This is a genomic window from Streptomyces sp. NPDC054757 (assembly GCF_053612185.1).
This window is the reverse complement of record NZ_JBSHBW010000003.1, coordinates 325,132-341,615: the sequence shown is the minus strand read 5'-3', so window position 1 is coordinate 341,615 and position 16,484 is coordinate 325,132. Positions and strand designations below refer to the sequence as shown.

The 16,484-nt window shown below is 68.6% G+C and carries 13 protein-coding genes and 4 pseudogenes; 5 read left to right on the top strand and 12 right to left on the bottom strand.

Features of this window, described 5'->3' with window-relative positions; translation table 11 throughout:
* Positions 1-11: 11 nt before the first annotated feature.
* The 3 genes and pseudogenes from ddaH to ACWGKJ_RS06655 all read left to right on the top strand — a co-directional run.
* A pseudogene (ddaH, locus tag ACWGKJ_RS06665) lies at positions 12-842 on the top strand (dimethylargininase); the annotation flags it as partial.
* A 403-nt stretch (positions 843-1,245) separates the two neighbouring features.
* Positions 1,246-1,626: pseudogene (locus tag ACWGKJ_RS06660) on the top strand (transposase); the annotation flags it as partial.
* 432 nt (positions 1,627-2,058) lie between these two features.
* Complete coding sequence (locus ACWGKJ_RS06655) at positions 2,059-2,634, top strand: hypothetical protein (RefSeq protein ID WP_385023600.1); 576 nt, start codon at positions 2,059-2,061, stop codon at positions 2,632-2,634.
* Between the two features lie 245 nt (positions 2,635-2,879).
* On the opposite strand, the pseudogene ACWGKJ_RS06650 reads toward ACWGKJ_RS06655, so the two are convergent.
* From ACWGKJ_RS06650 to ACWGKJ_RS06625, 6 genes and pseudogenes are all read right to left on the bottom strand, one after another.
* Positions 2,880-3,068: pseudogene (locus tag ACWGKJ_RS06650) on the bottom strand (hypothetical protein); the annotation flags it as partial.
* A gap of 79 nt (positions 3,069-3,147) precedes the next feature.
* Positions 3,148-3,627 carry a DMT family transporter gene (locus tag ACWGKJ_RS06645; protein ID WP_385023598.1) on the bottom strand — a complete coding sequence of 160 codons (480 nt, stop codon included), beginning with the start codon at positions 3,625-3,627 and terminating at the stop codon, positions 3,148-3,150.
* 91 nt (positions 3,628-3,718) lie between these two features.
* A pseudogene (locus ACWGKJ_RS06640) lies at positions 3,719-3,850 on the bottom strand (IS5/IS1182 family transposase); the annotation flags it as partial.
* Positions 3,851-4,487: 637 nt separating this feature from the next.
* Positions 4,488-5,438 (bottom strand): methyltransferase domain-containing protein, encoded by a 951-nt coding sequence (locus ACWGKJ_RS06635; protein ID WP_385023596.1) that lies wholly within the window; start codon positions 5,436-5,438, stop codon positions 4,488-4,490.
* On the bottom strand, positions 5,435-6,394 hold the full coding sequence (gene tgmB / locus ACWGKJ_RS06630; RefSeq protein WP_385023594.1) for an ATP-grasp ribosomal peptide maturase: 960 nt from the start codon (positions 6,392-6,394) through the stop codon (positions 5,435-5,437). The genes ACWGKJ_RS06635 and tgmB overlap by 4 nt, the downstream gene beginning before the upstream one ends.
* Positions 6,395-6,397: 3 nt before the next feature.
* The gene (locus ACWGKJ_RS06625) at positions 6,398-6,694 is read right to left on the bottom strand and encodes a putative ATP-grasp-modified RiPP (RefSeq protein ID WP_385023592.1); all 297 of its coding nucleotides are present in this window, start codon (positions 6,692-6,694) and stop codon (positions 6,398-6,400) included.
* 182 nt (positions 6,695-6,876) lie between these two features.
* Here ACWGKJ_RS06625 and ACWGKJ_RS06620 point away from each other — a divergent pair, with 182 nt between their 5' ends.
* Together ACWGKJ_RS06620 and ACWGKJ_RS06615 are read left to right on the top strand one after the other, a co-directional pair.
* Entirely contained in the window at positions 6,877-8,094 is a 1,218-nt protein-coding gene (locus ACWGKJ_RS06620) for an IS110 family RNA-guided transposase (protein WP_385023590.1), read from the top strand.
* A 604-nt stretch (positions 8,095-8,698) separates the two neighbouring features.
* The gene (locus ACWGKJ_RS06615; RefSeq protein ID WP_385023588.1) at positions 8,699-9,280 is read left to right on the top strand and encodes an HD domain-containing protein; all 582 of its coding nucleotides are present in this window, start codon (positions 8,699-8,701) and stop codon (positions 9,278-9,280) included.
* A gap of 90 nt (positions 9,281-9,370) precedes the next feature.
* Here the strand turns inward: ACWGKJ_RS06615 and ACWGKJ_RS06610 are convergent, their stop codons facing one another.
* From ACWGKJ_RS06610 to ACWGKJ_RS06585, 6 genes are all read right to left on the bottom strand, one after another.
* Positions 9,371-9,850: an SMI1/KNR4 family protein gene (locus tag ACWGKJ_RS06610; RefSeq protein WP_385023586.1), complete on the bottom strand. Its 480-nt coding sequence runs from the start codon at positions 9,848-9,850 to the stop codon at positions 9,371-9,373.
* Positions 9,847-10,911 carry an NAD(P)H-dependent glycerol-3-phosphate dehydrogenase gene (locus ACWGKJ_RS06605; RefSeq protein ID WP_385023584.1) on the bottom strand — a complete coding sequence of 355 codons (1,065 nt, stop codon included), beginning with the start codon at positions 10,909-10,911 and terminating at the stop codon, positions 9,847-9,849. The genes ACWGKJ_RS06610 and ACWGKJ_RS06605 overlap by 4 nt, the downstream gene beginning before the upstream one ends.
* A 505-nt stretch (positions 10,912-11,416) precedes the next feature.
* Entirely contained in the window at positions 11,417-12,517 is a 1,101-nt protein-coding gene (locus ACWGKJ_RS06600) for a small ribosomal subunit Rsm22 family protein (RefSeq protein ID WP_385023582.1), read from the bottom strand.
* A gap of 224 nt (positions 12,518-12,741) precedes the next feature.
* Positions 12,742-13,968, bottom strand: a complete 1,227-nt coding sequence (locus ACWGKJ_RS06595; protein ID WP_385023580.1) for a beta-ketoacyl-[acyl-carrier-protein] synthase family protein — start codon at positions 13,966-13,968, stop codon at positions 12,742-12,744.
* Positions 13,965-14,210 carry an acyl carrier protein gene (locus tag ACWGKJ_RS06590; protein WP_385023578.1) on the bottom strand — a complete coding sequence of 82 codons (246 nt, stop codon included), beginning with the start codon at positions 14,208-14,210 and terminating at the stop codon, positions 13,965-13,967. Before ACWGKJ_RS06590 ends, ACWGKJ_RS06595 begins: the two co-directional genes overlap by 4 nt.
* A gap of 444 nt (positions 14,211-14,654) precedes the next feature.
* Complete coding sequence (locus tag ACWGKJ_RS06585) at positions 14,655-16,463, bottom strand: acyl-CoA dehydrogenase family protein (RefSeq protein WP_385023576.1); 1,809 nt, start codon at positions 16,461-16,463, stop codon at positions 14,655-14,657.
* Positions 16,464-16,484: the final 21 nt, after the last annotated feature.

Here is a 16,484-nt window from a genome sequence, read left to right as displayed (position 1 = left end):
CCCATGTCCGCCGTGAGGAGCCCTCATTGCCTCGTGACGCCAGACCCCGGCGCTATCTGATGTGCCCACCGGCACACTTCAGGGTGACGTACTCCATCAACCCGTGGATGGACCCTTCGAAACCGGTCGAACTCCCCCTGGCCCTCGCCCAGTGGGAGGACCTGCGCGACCGCTACACCGCTCTCGGCCATACGGTCGAGATCATGGACCCCCGCCCCGGCCTGCCCGACATGGTCTTCGCGGCCAACGGCGCGACCGTGATCGACGGGCATGTGCTCGGCGCCCGCTTCGCCCACCCGGAGCGCGCCGAGGAGGCCGAGGCGCACCTGGAGTGGTTCCGCGTCCGCGGCTTCACCCGGGTCCACCAGCCCGCCCATGTCAACGAGGGCGAGGGCGACTTCGCCGTCACCGCCTCGTACATCCTGGCCGGGCGGGGCTTCCGCTCCAGCCCGCTCTCGCACGCCGAGGCCCAGGAGTTCTTCGGCCGCCCGGTGATCGGCCTCGATCTGGTCGATCCGCGCTACTACCACCTCGATACGGCGCTGAGTGTGCTGGACGACTCGGCGGACGAGATCATGTACTACCCGGACGCGTTCTCACCGGGCAGCCGTTCCGTGCTGGCCAGGCTCTTCCCCGACGCACTGATCGCGGCCCCGGAGGACGCCGCGGCACTGGGCCTCAACGCGGTGAGCGACGGCCGCCATGTCCTGCTGCCCCAGGCGGCCGTCGGCCTCTACGCCCCGCTGAGGGCCCGCGGGTTCGAGCCTCTCGGCATGGACCTGAGCGAACTGCTCAAGGGCGGCGGCAGCGTCAAGTGCTGTACGCAGGAGCTGCGTTCGTAGGCTGCTTCGGCAGATCGGCGCTGTGGCTGGGCCGATTCTTCCGGATCACCTTGCTGATGAGAGGAAGGACTGCGGCGGGGTGGAGTCCTGCGAGGTAGGTGGTGGCGGTCGTGTCGTCGCGGGTGGCAGGGCCGCGCCACTGCTTGAGCTCGTTGGTGGATCCTGGTGGTCGGTTTCCCCGTCGGAGTGCCCGGGGAGCATGGTCGGCCGGCTCGGCAACCGGGGTTCGTGCAGGATGTTCCATGAACGATCGGGCTAGATTCCTGGTGGACCGAACGTGGGGCTCAAGGCGGGCGGCAGGTCCGACACCGTCCCGAACACCAAGACGTGGTCCGGGTTCATGGGGTCGTTTTCCGGCGTGGCGATGATTCCCGCCGACAGCAAGATCCTGATCAGCGCGTTCCTACGGCTGGGACTCTCCGCTGCCAACACCCACGGCAGCCTCGCCCTGAAGCCGATGCTGACCCATTTCCACATGGGACAGGAACCCCACGCGACCGATTCGAAGCCGCAACGTCTGCATGCCGACACGGCGTACGACATTCCTCACCTGCGGCGATAGCTATGGGGCAAGCACATCGGTGTCCGCATCGCTCGCAAGGGCATCAAGTTTAGCGAGCGCCTCGGCCGTCGCAGGTGGGTCATCGAGCGCACCATGTCCTGGCTGACCGGTTACCGCAGACTCAACCACCGCTACGAGCGCCAACCAGGCAACTACCTGGCCTTTCTCGGACTTGCTGCCGCCCTCTGCTGCTACAAACGCTTCCTCGACCTGACCAAGTAGGACACGGCCTAAAACCGCAAGGTCGCCGTACTTGATGCTGTTGCGGGAGTCGTTACTGGACCGCAGGGGGTCCAGCCGCCGGAGAAGTACGGCGGCTGGCGGCGGCTACAGCCGACTTCCGACGTGGGCCTGGCGGCACCGTGGAGTACGCGTGTTGAGGGTCATTGCCGATGCCGATGAGGACCGGAACTGGGTCGCCCTCCGTGACCTCCACGATCGTTTGCGCTAGCCCACACGCAGCCGGGGCTCGCAAGAGGAAATCCTGGCGGAGCTAATTCGGTATATATCCGCACTGTTGTGACCGAATTGTCCCAAACTGCTGCATCCGCTAAAAGAAAATAACCTACCAACATTGAGGACGACGTTGACGCGGTGTGGAGGATGGGTCACTTTTAGTTTATGTAACGCTCTGCTCGTGATCGGAGGGTCACGGTGAACCACTTCAAGATCCTGCAATTCCCTACTCGAGCTAGCAGAATCGCGGCAGCCATCCTGTTCATGGCGGCAGTCGTGATGAGCGTGCTGGGCGGAAGCGTTTCGGCGCACGCCGCAGTTGCCGACGTCGAATGCACGCCCACCACATCGACTCTCAGCGTGTCCTACAACCCTGGTCTCCACCTGGAAACACAAAGTCACACAATCACCACCCAGGGAAACTACCAGTGCCTCTCGTCCTCCGACTCCACGCTCTCCTCGGGAGGGTTCGGCCCTAACTCGGCGACTGGGGTCTCGGCATCGTGTCTGCAGCTGCTACCCAGTGGCACCGGCAGCTTCACGATCACCTGGAACAATGGCCGTACCAGCACGATCACAGCCTCGGTCACCAACACTGTGGTCGCCAACACGTACGTCTCCACAGGCATAGGTACCGTCACCGCTGGAGAGTTCGCCGGCGACGCCGTTCTAGCCGTCAACATCTTCATTCAACCGAACCTCCTAGCCTGCCTCTCCACTGCTGGCGTCACCAACATGACTGGCACGGCGAACCTGCTGATCACAAGCGCGTGAGCCTTCCGGGGTCTGTCTCGAGTTGAGATGAAAGGCGCACTCCACGCTGAAACCAGCAGTCTCCGGCAGGGGCCCGACCCTGCCGGAGTTCGCCTGGTTCTTCGTCTGGCTCCTTCCATAACCGCCATGAATACTCATCCCGGCCGTCCAGGTTTACCGGATGTTGCAATTATCGTGCCTTCAGCTCGCCAGACGCCCCTGCCGACGATCTATTGTGCTTGGCCGCCGGTGCGGGTGGCAGCCAACTAGTGCCGGATCAGGCAACGTTCGCCCCCGTTTACGTCTGACGGGCAGCTCGTGCTGAGCGGCTCGGTCTCCTCAGTGTCGAGCTGGTGGTCGGCCCAGACGTAGCTTTCGGGAAGCAGATCGGTGATGGAGACGGTCCGGAGCCGCTCGCCTGCCCCGACGATGACTTGCAGGCCCCGGAAGTAGTCGCCTTTCCTGACGCAGCACACTGGGAAATTTTCTTCCGGTCTGATGCTGATGATCTTCTGCTACATTTCGGAATGGCTCTCAGTCCGCCAGCTTCAGGCCCGCGACGCAGCCGATAATGCCTGCCAACAGCAGGAGCTTGAGCACGCTGGCCGACTCCCCGTCGAAGACCATCGCGTACGTGGCAGTGAGTACCGCTCCAATCCCCACCCAGACTGCATATCCAGTACCTACCGGCAGTGTCCGCAGAGCATAGGACAAGCCCGCCATGCTGATCACCAGGCCGGCAACGAACACGCTGCTCGGCAGTAGACGGTGGAAGCCCTCCGATTTTCCAAGCGCCGTCGCCCACACCGCCTCGAACACTCCGGCCAACACCAACACGATCCATGCCATGACAGACACTCCCAGCGCCGTCTTGTCGTGGCTGGATTCGGCGCACTCGTCCAGGAGCCGATCGGGCTCTGCACACCAGTCTCGCAAGTCCCGGCCGGTACAGGACAGCAACATTCGAATCGCCACCCCATGAACCACGCGAATGACGGAGTAGAGAAGAATCATGCAAGCCGCGTTCCTCAGGCAGGGAAAACTGAGGTGAACCGGAATTTGCCGCGATCCTGGACCTCGTGGGTGTGGGAGTTCGCCAGCCGAGAAAGGCCAGATAATTGGAGGGGTGGCGTTCGTAGCGGTGGTTGAGTGTGCGGTAGCAGGTCAGACACGGCTCGATAGCCCACCTGCGGCGGCCCAATCGTTCGCTGGACTCGATGCCCTTGCGGGCGATGCGGACGCCGACTGCTCCGTGATCTCCCACAACCCGTCCGGCACGATCCAGTCCCACCGCCCACTCCTCATCGTGATGGGCTACCCCAACTCACCATGTAGGACACCGTCTAAGTCGTCGAGAGACTTCGCACCGAGTCCTTCGAGGGCGGCCTCGGTGAGGCCGGCGGCGTCCTGACTTCCCTGACGTAGCCCTCGGCCGGCCCGCTGCCCGGTCGACGGCGGCCGCATCGGCGGTGGCCTGGTTCTCGTAGTTGACCGTGCGGGCCAGTGAGGCGATGGCCCAGGACGCGGTGGTGGTGGCGTCGGCCGCATAGCTGAGGGCTTCCTTGAAGAACGTTTTGTCCTGGCGAGATTGTGTGGTTCGAGGTTCAGGTGTCGCGCCAGTTCAGGGTCGATTCGCGAGTGTGTCTGCGGCTTATGAGATCGATCATCAAGACGTGGACTATGGCTTCGGCACATCCGGCGTTGAGGTGTGAGCCCTTCGGGCCGCTGCCGGGCACCAGCGGAACGGCTCGAAGGCATCCGATCTTCTCAGCGCGGCGCTCCGCCGACTCCGACAAGGGCTCGGCGCCCCTCGCTCCGGCGACCCCTGCTCCCAGCAGAGGGGTGCGCCGTGGCTGGTGATTGCGGTACCCCGATCAGATGAGGTGGTGCTGCCATCGAAGCGCGGGGTGGCCGTCGATCCAGTAGGTGTGGGTCTCCTGTGTGATGTGGAGCTGTACCGCGGTGATGTCGGGGCTGTCCGCCTCGTGCCAGGCGGTGAGGGTCTGCTCGATCGCGTCCCAAAGGGCCGCGGGGCCGCCCTGGCGGACTGTCCAGGTGCCGTCGTTCTCCGTGAACGATGCGAAGGATTCTCGGTCCGGATCGAAGAGGTGCAACAGCCGGTTGCCCTCCAGCGATGTGGCGCGGGTGAAGCGCGCCCCCGGAGCAGCGAGCTGCGCGAGAAACGCAGGCATCCACTCTTCGAGGAGTAGCGGGTGCACCTTGGCTACACGCTCGCTGTCGGGGTAGGCGATGCGGGCGGACAAGTCCCCGACGACCGGTACCTCCGCCTGGGAGCGGGCCTGCATGAACGAGCTGCGGCCGATGATCCCGCCCCTGGCGGTCCCGTCCTCGGCGACCATGACCTTCGCCAGCCCGGTGCCGTATTGCCAAGACCCGCCGACCGTGGCGAGGACGATGGCGCCCGGCTTGGTCTGCCTGATCCAGGTGTAAGGGATTCGACGCACGGCGCAGGTAGCGATGACAAGGTCGTACGGTGCGCGGCGAGGGTGGCCAAGGAGGCCGTCTCCGGTGACGGTCCACGTCGAGTACCCGGCCTTCTCCAGCGCGGCGTCCGCACGGGCTGAGACGTCCGGGTCCACCTCGATCGTGGTGACGTTGTCCTCGCCGAGGCGGAAGCACATCAGGGCGGAGGAGTAACCGGTCCCCGTACCGATCTCCAGCACCTGATGCCCGTCCCCCACCTCCAGCTTCTCCAGCATGTCCACCACGGTCTCCACTGCCGCCCGCCAGCAGGGACTGGAGAGGACACCGGCCTGCGTCAGCCGTTCGGCGAGGGCGCGCCGTTGAGCAGCGGTGCCGGTCATGGGGCAACTCCTTGCGTCAGCAGTTCAGCGAATGCAACGGACATCGCGAGGCCCGTGGATTCCTCCAGCCACCCCCACTGTCCGTTCGGGTTCAGCTCCAGCCACCAGAGGTCGCCAGCCTTGTCCACGGCGAAGTCGAAGCTCCCCGAGACCAGCCCGAAGTGATCGAGGTACGCATGGAGCACCTTCTCCAGCCGGGTGGGCAGGTCCACCACCCGGTAGGACAGCGCCGAGTAGTCCTTGCGCCAGTCCAGCATCCCGGACTCGATCCGTACGGCGAACACCTCGCCGCCGACGACCAGGACGCGGAGGTCGGCCGCCTTGTCCACGACGGCCTGGAACAGGTGCGGCACCAGGGACACGCTCGCGTCGATCTCGGCCGCGGTGACGCGGTCGGCCCAGCCGGTAACGGCAACCCCATCGCGCTGGTAGGGCGTCCACCGGAGCGTCTTGTAGATCACCCGATCGTGGGCGCCGATGAAGGACCGGGATTCGTCCGGGTCGTTCGTGACCAGCGTCGGCGGCACGGCCAGTCCGAGACGCTGGGCTACGGCGAGCTGGGCGGGCTTGTAGTCCGCGGCGGCATTCCGCAGCGGGTGGTTGACCCACAGCGGTCCGTCGAGGGAGTACAGGGTCCCGCCGAGTCCGTAGCGGGTCTGCGCCGCCGCGAACCGTGCGTCGTCATTGTCGAGGTGGCCGAAGGAGGGCCATACCGGGCGGCGCCAGTACACCGATCGGATATGGGTCAGGTCCACGGTCCGCGATGGTGTCCGGAGCTGCCCGGCCACGGGGGTCGGGCAGCTTCCGAACCGGGCGGAGACCGTCAGAGTCGCCCCGATGTCGGCGGGATTGAACCTGGCCACGGGCACGTTGCGCCGGTTCAGCTGGCTGATCACCATGTCGGCGGTGAGGTCATCCAGCTCCGTGGCCACGAGCACCGCTCTCCCGTCGGTCACCGGTCAGTCCCGCTCTGAGTCGTGGTCGTGGCCCTGGTCGGGCGATGAGTCCGAGTTCGTGGTCGTGTTCGTCTCCGTGCCCTTGCTGGTCCCGTACTTGCCCATCTCGATCACCGTGCCCATCCGGTCGGTGTAGACGCCGAGCTGGGTTTCGGGATCGAGCGTGACCGACGCGTGGGGGCGACGGGCGACGGTCGGGTACGGGGCGGTCGACCGGCCCCCCGTTATGTTTTTCGCGGTCCTGCAACGGGGCCGCTGGCCTCCGGGCCCGGCATGACTGTGTCCCCCTGTCGAAGGCATGACCTGGGGGGTGGTGTCACCGGGTCCGGGGGTGTTCGTCGGAGACGCTGATGAGAGGTCCGGCCACCGTCCGGTCCGGCGCAATGCCGGACAGTTCGCGGGCGGCAGGTCTGCATAACGTGGATGCGTGAGCACGACACCCGAGCCGAGGCCGGCACCGCCAAATCCCCTGGAAGGACGCGATGTTCGAGATTGAAGACGTGGGCGTGTTCCTGGGCCTGGACGTCGGCAAGAGCGCCCATCACGGGCACGGGCTCACCCTGGCCGGGAAGAAGATCTTCGACAAGCAGCTGCCCAACAGCGAGCCGAAGCTGCGGGTCGTGTTCGACAAGCTGACCGCGAAGTTCGGCAGCGTCCTGGTCATCGTGGACCAGCCCGCCTCCATCGGCGCCCTGCCCCTGGCCGTCGCCCGCGACGCCGGCTGCCAAGTGGCCTACCTGCCCGGCCTGGCCATGCGCCGGATCGCCGACCTCTACCCTGGCGAGGCCAAGACCGACGCCAAGGACGCGGCCGTCATCGCCGACGCCGCCCGGACCCTGCCCCACACCCTGCGCTCGCTCGAACTCACCGACGAGATCACCGCCGAGCTCACCGTCCTGACCGGCTTCGACCAGGACCTCGCCGCCGAGGCCACCCGCACCAGCAACCGGATACGCGGCCTGCTCACCCAGTTCCACCCGTCGCTGGAGCGCGTCCTGGGCCCCCGCTTGGACCACCAGGCCGCCACCTGGCTCCTGGAGCGCTACGGGTCCCCGGCCGCCCTGCGCAAAGCCGGCCGACGCCGCCTTGTCGAGCTGATCCGCCCGAAAGCCCCGCGCATGGCCGCACGGCTGATCGACAACGTCTTCGACGCTCTGGACGAGCAGACCGTCACCGTTCCCGGCACCGGCACCCTCGACATCGTGATCCCGTCCCTGGCCCGCTCGCTCGCCGCCGTCCACGAACAGCGCCGGACCCTCGAAGCCCAGATCAACACCCTGCTGGAGGCCCACCCTCTTTCCCAGGTCCTGACCTCGATGCCCGGCGTCGGCGTCAGGACCGCCGCAGTCCTGCTGACCACCATCGGCGACGGCACCAACTTCCCCACCGCCGCCCGCCTCGCCTCCTACGCCGGCCTCGCCCCGACAACGAAGTCCTCCGGCACCTCGATCCACGGCGAACACGCCCCACGAGGCGGAAACCGGCAGCTCAAACGGGCCATGTTCCTGTCCGCCTTCGCCTGCATGAACGCCGATCCCGCCTCCCGCACCTACTACGACAAACAGCGAGCCCGCGGCAAAACCCACACCCAAGCCCTCCTCCGCCTCGCCCGCCAACGCATCAGCGTCCTGTTCGCCATGCTCCGCGACGGAACCTTCTACGAATCCCGGACACCGAAGGACGTCGAACTCGCCGCATAACCCCACCATCCACCCGCCCCCAGACCCCGGCAGGGATGCCTTGACGAACGACATAGAGGCACCCCCCAGACACGAACGCCGGTCTCAACTGCGGTAGCCATTCTGGCCTCCTTATCGCCGCCCGAGGCTGGACATCCCACTGGGCGAGCGCACGGTCAACTGCCGCCGCCTTAGCGCGGCTTGGTGACGGTCAGCCATTACTGGACTTCATCGACCGGGGTCTGGCGGACGACGACATCGCCGAAACCGCTAACCTCAACTACTGGGCCTACTGGCTCGGTTCGATCCGTGAACCGCAGCCAGACGACAGGTTTATGCGACAGGGGTGGACCGGCTGGGAACCCGTGAGTCTCCTGCGTGGGCTCGTGGCCGGCCTCCACGAGGCTCCGGCGTACACGGACCTGTACGTCCACTCGCTCTGGGCCTTGCTGACCACCACACGATGGCTGCCCCTGGCAGACCCTGACCTGGCGGCCAGTCTGAGCGCACACACCGCCCGACTTCTTGATCACGACCGGATCTCCCCGCGATCGAGGCGGGAACTCAGTTCGGTGCATTACGTTCTACGCGAGAACCGCAGATGACACATCGGAGGACGGGTTTCATGGCGGACACAGAGCAGGAGCAGGCGAAGGGCACCACGGGCTTCCTGCTGGAGATGGGGATGCTCAAGCGCGCCAAACGGACAGGATGGTGGATCGCCGGGGTGAAGGACCCCGAGACGATCGCCGAGCACTCGTTCCGCGTGGCTCTCATCGGCTCCGTGCTCGCCATGATGGAGGGCGCCGACCCCGCGAAGACGGCCCTTCTCGGGCTCTGGCACGACACCCAGGAGACCCGTGTCAGCGACATCCCTCATGTCGGTCGCCGCTACCTCGAAGCCACCGGCAACGAAAAGGTCACAGCGGACCAGGTATCCGCCGCGCACCCCGCTGTGAAGGACGGGGCCCAGCGAATCGTGGAGGAGTACGAGAACGGCGACTCCCTCGAAGTGATCTGCGCGCACGACGCGGACAAACTCGAATGCCTCATCCAAGCCGTCGAGTACCGCGAACAGGGCTGCTCGAACGTCCAGCCCTGGATCGACAGCAGCGTCGCCAAGCTCAAGACGGCCTCCGCCCAGTCCCTCGCTGACGCCGCGCTCACCATGACCTCGATCGAATGGCAGCAGACATACCTCCGCTGAGTCCAGACCGCGAAAACGCCGGAGCTCCACGAAACCACGAGGGCGGGCGGAAGAAATTCCGCCCGCCCTCAATGCTGAATGCGCCTGCCTCTACGTACTCATGGCTCGCTGACACTCTTCCAGGGCGAAGGACCCAAAGTTCCCTCCAACCCTCTCCATGCTGTCACGACCCGGAAGTCCGGGATTCCAGGCGAACACTGGGCACTCGCCGTCCTGGTCTCCCTGGGAAGTGTCGAGGACAACATAGGCCCATACGTCATCGACCATGACGACCATCAGGTCGGCCGGCAGACCGATCTGATGACGAGCCTCCAGGGTTTGCTCGACAGTTCCCAAAAGGGCATCCCCTCCGGCAGGCGACTTGTATACGCCAAAGAACTCCTTCCCGGCGATTTCCCAGGTGCCGAATTCTTCGAGGAGACGCCGGTAGGACGGAGGGAATACGAGGCCCATCTCCCGCTCCGCAGCATCCAGCATGTCAACGTCACAGCCGTCGGCATGGTTCGCGCTCTTCTCGTTGCCACAGACCAGCGCGATCACCTTTTCACTTGACTCGAGGGCTCTCGTCATTGGCTGAATCCCTTCGCCCTGGAGCGTTCGGATTTCGGTGCCCGCGACATCAGCCGTACTGCGGCCTCGGCGACGCTGATCCGCCCTCGCACCACGTCGACCACGACCTCCGTGATGGGCATCTCCACTCCGTGGCGACGAGCAAGCTCCAGGATCGATTCGGAAGACTTGACGCCTTCGGCGGTCTGACGGGTGGCGGTGGTGGCCTGTTCGAGGGTCACGCCCCGGCCGAGATGTTCGCCGAAGGTGCGGTTACGGGACTGCGGTGAGGAGCAGGTGGTCGCGAGGTCACCGAGGCCGGCAAGACCGGCGAGGGTCTGCGGGCCGGCTCCAAGTGCCTGCCCGAGGCGGATCGTCTCGGCGAGGCCGCGAGTCATCAACAGCGCACCGGCGTTGTCTCCCAGCTCCATACCGGAGGCGAGACCGATGGACAGGGCGATGACGTTCTTGACCGCGCCACCGAGTTCGCATCCCACGATGTCGGTGTTGGTGTACGGGCGGAAGGACGGCGTCATGCAAGCGGTCTGGAAGGCGGTCGCGGTGTCCTCGTGGCTACTGGCGATGACAGAGGCGGCGGGTCGGCGTGCGGCGATTTCTTCGGCGAGGTTGGGGCCGGACAGCACCACGATCCGCTTGGGGGCAACGCCGGTCACTTCGGTGATCACTTCACTCATCCGCAGACCGGTGCCGACTTCGATGCCCTTCATCAGACTGACGATCACGGTCTGCGGTTCGATCAGCGGCGCCCACCGGATGAGGTTGGTGCGGAGCGACTGGGCGGGGATGGAGATGACGGCGTAGTCGGAGCCCGCCAGCGCCTCCGCCGGGTCCGTGGTCGCTGTCACCTGATGGGCCAGGTGTGCGCCGGGCAAGTAGTCCGGGTTCTCCTGTCGCACATTGATCGCGTCGGCGACTTCGGCCCTGCGGGCGTGCAGAACGACCTCGTTGCCCGCGTCGGTGAGAACGGTGGCGAAGGCCGTGCCCCAGGAGCCGGCGGAGAGCACGGCGACCCGATGTTCAGCGGCAGGCGCCCGGTGGTTCATGGGGTGGTGATCGGCCATCGTCGTCCCGCATCTGTCCCAGGCCCGGTCCGAGGCGACGGGGCGCGGGCAGCATATCGGGCACCCCGCCTGCCGGGGCGGCCCGTTGGGCCCCCAGCGTGAGGGCGACGCCCCGGCGCCCGGGGTATGTGGGCGGGGCTCGGTCGGCATCATGGCGCAGGGGGCCGGCCTGGGTGAGGACGGCGCGTGCCTTCGACGAAGGAACCGTGCGGAGGGGAGTCACGGGGGGGGGACCGCGATCTGTCCTGCCCGCAAGGCGGCTGCTTTCCGTGAGCTGGGCGACCTCGACGGCGCTGTGGGCACCGCCGAGGAGGCAGTGGCTCTCATGGGCGGGGTCAGCTCGGCGAGAGGGAACAGTTGCTCCGGAGGACCTGCGAAGCGATCGTCCGGCACGGGACAGTTCCCGCGGTCGCGGTCTTCCTGAAGGCCACCGGCTGACCCGCGCTGGTGACCGATGTGATGCTCTGCGCCGGCTCCTCGGAGTGCTCGGCGGCAGAAGTCCGATTCACCGTCCAGGCACGGGCATCGGCTCGGTGCCAGGCGGCGGCCACGGGTCGCCCCACGCCGTGTCGCGGGCCGCGCGGTAGAGGTCGCCGTGGCGCTTGGAGACGGTCTCGCGGGTGAGTTCGTCCGCCGCCGTGCAGAGTTCCAGCTGGACCAGGCCCTTGCGGATCTGCGGTCGGCGTACGACCCGGGACGGCACGGTCGCCACCTCGCCCCTGAACGCGGCGACATAGCTGAACTTCTCGTCCTCGTACGCCAGTGAGCCGCCCTTGACCTGGCGGTGCAGCGAGGATCTGCTCACCCGGGCCGAGAAGTGGCACCAGTCCGTGCCGCGCACGATGGGGCAGGCGTCGCTGTGGGGGCAGGGGGCGGCGGTCCGCAGTCCGGCCGCGGCCAGGCGGTCCCGGGCCGCCATGATCCGAAGATAGCCGTCGGGGGTGCCGGGTTCGACCACCACGACCGCCTGGGCGGCCTGGGCCGCGGCGTCCACCACGGCGGTGCGGCCGGCTTCGGTCAGCTCCCCCAGGACGTACGAGACCGTCACCAGATCGGTGCTCTCCAAGGTGAGCCCCGGTCCGATACGGGTGCGCTGCCAGTCGGCCGTGCGCAGTGCGGAGGAGCCGGAGTGCGCGGCCAGTTCACGGCCCAGTACGAGTGCGGGGTCCGCCCAGTCCAGCACGGTGGTACGCCGGGGGCCCTTTGTCCCACCGGCCCCACCAGCACCATCGGTCCCGTCGGCCCCACCGGTCCCGTCGGCCTCCGCCTGCTCGTCCGGGTCGTCCCAGGCCCCGGCCACCGCCCAGCTCGCCGCGCCGGTGCCCCCGCCGATGTCGGTGTGCCGGGCGGGCACCCATCCGGGCACCGCGGCACGGAAGGCGGCGAGCGCCGCCCGTACGGCTTCGAAGGTGGCGGGCATCCGGTACGCGGCGTACGCGGCGACGTCCGAACGGTCGCGCAGCAGCGGGGTCCCGGTGGGGGTGGTCCCCCGGTAGTTGGCGATCAGCCGCTCGACGGCCTGGGCGGCCTGTTTGGGCGGCAGCCCGTCGAGGAGCCCGGCCAGGGCGGTGCGCAGGGCTTCGGCGGTGGGGAGCGAGGCGTTCACCGGAGGAGTCTAGATGCTGGCTGCCCCGGCCCCTTCCGTGCCTGGGGACCCTCCCGGCCCCGGACCCTCCCGGCCCCGGGCGGCCCCGCCCCCGCGCTCTGGCCCGCCAGCCGCACCAGCCCTGCCAGCACCACCAGACGCACCAGCCCCGTCGGCACTGCCAGAAACACCAGACGCACCAACCCCGCCGACCCCCTCAGCAGCCGAGCACAACACCCACCCCGTCAGCCCCGCTCGAAGGCGAGCACGGCATTGTGCCCGCCGAAGCCGAAGGAGTGGCTGACCGCGCGCGACAGCCGTACCCGGCGGGGCTGTTTGGTCACGCAGTCGATGTCGAACTCCGGCGCGGGAGCGGTCAGGTTGGCGATGGGCGGTACGAGTCCGTGCTGGAGGGTGAGGACCGTCAGTCCGGCCTCGATCGCCCCCGCCGCACCCATGCAGTGGCCGAGCACACCCTTGGGCGCGGTCACCGGAGGCCGGTGCGGATAGGCGCGGGCGATCAGCCCGGCCTCGGTGGCGTCGTTGAGCAGGGTCGATGTGCCGTGGGCGTTGACGTGGCCGACGTCCGCCGCGCACCAGCCCGCGTCCCGCAGCGCCGCGTCCACCGCCGCACGGGCGACCGAACCGTCGGGCCGGGGGCTGGTCGGGTGGTACGCGTCGGTGGTGGCGCCCGTCCCGGCCAGCAGGGCGCGCGGGGCGACGTTCCTGGCCAGGGCGTCGGCCTCGCGCTCCAGGACCATGACGGCCGCCCCCTCCCCCATCACGAGGCCCCGGCGGTCGGCGGCGAACGGGCGGCTGATGGCCGGGGGTTCCTCCCCGGCACGCATCGCCCCGGCGCCCGACCGTGCGAACCCGGTCAGGGCCAGCCGGTCGACGATCGATTCGGTGGCACCCGCGACGGCGATGTCGCACTGCCCGGTGACCAGCAGATCGCGCGCCACCGAGAGCGCGGTGGCGCCCGACGAACAGGCCGTGCAGGGCGCCAGGCTCGGCCCCGTGCTGCGCAGCCGTACGGCGACCTCCGCGGCGGCCATGTTGGGGACGGTGAGCAGGGTGCCCAGAGGCGAGATCGCCTCGGGGCCCCGGCGCTCCAGGGCGACCGACTGCTCGTACAGCCCGCTCGATCCCGCGCTGCTGGTCCCGATGACGATGGCGACCCGGGTGCCGTCCCAGCCGGCCGGGGAGAGCCCGGCGTCGGCGACGGCCTCCTCGGCGGCGAGCACCGCGAGCCTGACGTAGCGGCCCATGCGGTAGACGGTCCGGCCGCCGACCGCGTCGGCCAGGTCGATACCGGTGACCCGGCAGGCGAAGTCGATGGCGCAGCCGTCCAGTTCGGGGACGGTACGGGCCGTGGAGCGCCCCGTGCACACCCCCCGCCAGGTGGATTCCGTGTCGTTGCCGGCCGGGGTGATCATGCCAAGACCGGTGACGGCGACAGGGGGAAGCGTCATCGGGAACCGGCCACGGTGGACGCGGTCAGGAAGTCGCTGATGCGGCCCAGAGTGGCCCCCTTGTACGCGGAGTCGGCATCGGCGTCGACACCGAGGGTCTCCTTGACGATCACGCCGAGCTCCGCGACCGCGAGGGAGTCCATCTCCAGGTCTTCCATGGTGGCCTCGGGGCGGAGTTCGGCGGCGGGGACCTTGAAGGTGTGGGTGAGGACGTCGACAAGGGTCGGGTGCAGCTCGGACATGACATTCCCCTTCATTCGGAGCGGACGGGCCTGGTGGAGCAGGCGGGTGGGAGCGGTGGAGCAGCCCGCAAAGCATGCTCAATGCGGATGAATCACAGCTCGTGGACGTCGGTCCAACGGTTGAACGAACCTCCGGTTACGCGGTGAGGGAAGGTTTTTTCACCCCACGGGAACGGGCACCGGCCCCCGTACCGGATCCCACACCCCGATCCCGCACCCGGGCCTCACACCGGATCCCGCACCCGGCCCACACCGGGCCTCAAGCCGGCTCCGGGCCGCTCCCCCTGGCCGGGGCCGCTCTCCGGTCCATGGCCGCCCCCGGGCCCCCGCGGCAGAGGCCGCCGCAGCAGAGGCCCCGGCCTCAGAGGTCCTGGCGGCAGAGACGGGACAGCACATGGACCGTCCCCCAGTACCCGACCAGGACGGTGCGCAGCAGGAACCGGTTCACGGGTACGCCTCCCCCGGCCTACGGTGCCAGGGCCCCTCGGGGTCGTCGTACGCCGACGCGTATCCGGCGCCCGCGACCGGCACATCCGCCAGCCACTCGTCCGGCAGGTCGAACGCGTCGGCCAGCAGCCGTGCCCGCCCCGCGACCCGGGCGGTCAGCCGGTCCACCTCTGCCGGGAGCGCACCGATGTGACGGCCCTCAAGGAAACCCCCGTACAGCAGATCACCGCTCCGGGGCGCGATGCGCTCCAGGGCGAACAGCCGGCCCAAGGTGCGCAGCAGTTCCCCCGCGGCGGAGTCCGGCGGGAGGGTGTCCGCGGCCGCGGCGACAGCCCTGGCGGCCCGGAGCTGGGCGTGCGCGGTGGCGGCCCGCAGGGCGGCGGCCGCCCCCGCGTTCCACCGGCCGAGTGCGTCGCCCGGCGGGGCCTCGCGCATCGCGGCGCGGGCCCGGTCGAGTTCGACGCACTCGATGGCGGCGAGCAGTTCCAGGAGGTAGGCGGGATCGGTCAGTTCGCGGCCGGCCGGGGCCGCGGCGGGCGGTGGCGGGCGGTGGCCCGACACGAGCCCGGCCGCCGCCTTGGCGTGGATGGCGAGGTTGTCGCCCTCGGCGGTGATCGCCCCCTCGATCCCGGTGACCAGGGCGGCGAGGCCGTTGTGCTCCAACAGCCCCTGGGCACCGCACCGTTCACGGCACTCGGCCAGGACGGCACGCGCCTCCCAGGTGATCCACGCCTTGGCGACGGCGACCAGCCGCTCGGCATCGGCGGGGATGTCCTGATGCTCCGTCCAGCTGCGTACGACGTCGCGGTGCAGCAGCGTCATCGCGTACGCGGTGGCCAGCGCGCCCGCGAGGGGTGCGTAGTGGCTGCGGTGCGCCATGACGGGCACCCGCTCGGGCGCCCGTACCCCGCCGATCAACCGGTGCGAGCCATGGCGGACCGCCACCGCCAGCGCCGCCCTGACCGCCCCCACCGCGCAGGCGCTCATGCTCAGCTTGCCCGCGGTGACACGGCCGATCGACAGCAGGAAGCGGCTGCGCCGGCTGACCACCTCACTGCTGAAGGCGCCATCGGCGTCGAGCCGGCCCTGCACCCCGGAGAGCAGCGCCTCGCACGGCACGAAGACATCGTCGAAGGAGGTCAGGCAGTGGTCGACCACGCTGCCTATACGCGGCGGCAGCCGCCTGACGCGTACACCGGGCAGCGGCCCGTCAGCCCCGGTCAGCGGGGTCAGGAACAGGAACACGCCGAGGTCCTTGCCGTCGACCAGCAGCCGGGCCGCCACCACTCCGCTCTTGGGGCCGCCCACCGCACTGGTGTTGGGCATGAACTTCTGCGCGCCCGCATGCGGGGTACGCAGCAGGAATCCGCCCCTGGCCCGGTCGTGGACGGCGGTCGTCTCCAGCGCCGTCGCGTCGTTCCCGTGGTCGATCTCCGTACAGAGGAAGGTCCCGACGCGGGTCAGGTCCGCGAAGTCGGACAGATCCCGCCGCACGTCGGCATCGTGGTCCAGCAGGGTGCCCAGGAACAGGTTGTAGTGGATACCGGCGACTGTGGTCAGCGCGGCGTCGACCGGGCTGAGCCACTCGTGCAGGGCGGCCAGTGCCACGGGGTCGGCGGCCAGCCGGAAGGCGCTGTCCAGCGTGGAGTTGAGGGTGCGCAGCCGGGCGTACGCCAGTCGTAGCTGCTCATCCGGGGTGAGACCGGACCTGCGCCGGAAGGGCTCCGTGGCGAGAAGGGCACGCCAGGGGCCGTGGGTGGCCCGGTGGTCGTCACCGAACAGCACCCGGACCAGATCGCCGTGCACGGCCGGGGGGCACCCGGCCGC

Coding starts and splice junctions, on each gene's coding strand:
- ACWGKJ_RS06645 (WP_385023598.1), bottom strand. CDS start 3,627: ATGATTCTTCTCTACTCCGTCATTCGCGTGGTTCATGGGGTGGCGATT.
- ACWGKJ_RS06635 (WP_385023596.1), bottom strand. CDS start 5,438: ATGACCGGCACCGCTGCTCAACGGCGCGCCCTCGCCGAACGGCTGACG.
- ACWGKJ_RS06625 (WP_385023592.1), bottom strand. CDS start 6,694: ATGCCTTCGACAGGGGGACACAGTCATGCCGGGCCCGGAGGCCAGCGG.
- ACWGKJ_RS06620 (WP_385023590.1), top strand. CDS start 6,877: ATGTTCGAGATTGAAGACGTGGGCGTGTTCCTGGGCCTGGACGTCGGC.
- ACWGKJ_RS06615 (WP_385023588.1), top strand. CDS start 8,699: ATGGCGGACACAGAGCAGGAGCAGGCGAAGGGCACCACGGGCTTCCTG.
- ACWGKJ_RS06610 (WP_385023586.1), bottom strand. CDS start 9,850: ATGACGAGAGCCCTCGAGTCAAGTGAAAAGGTGATCGCGCTGGTCTGT.
- ACWGKJ_RS06605 (WP_385023584.1), bottom strand. CDS start 10,911: ATGGCCGATCACCACCCCATGAACCACCGGGCGCCTGCCGCTGAACAT.
- ACWGKJ_RS06595 (WP_385023580.1), bottom strand. CDS start 13,968: ATGACGCTTCCCCCTGTCGCCGTCACCGGTCTTGGCATGATCACCCCG.
- ACWGKJ_RS06590 (WP_385023578.1), bottom strand. CDS start 14,210: ATGTCCGAGCTGCACCCGACCCTTGTCGACGTCCTCACCCACACCTTC.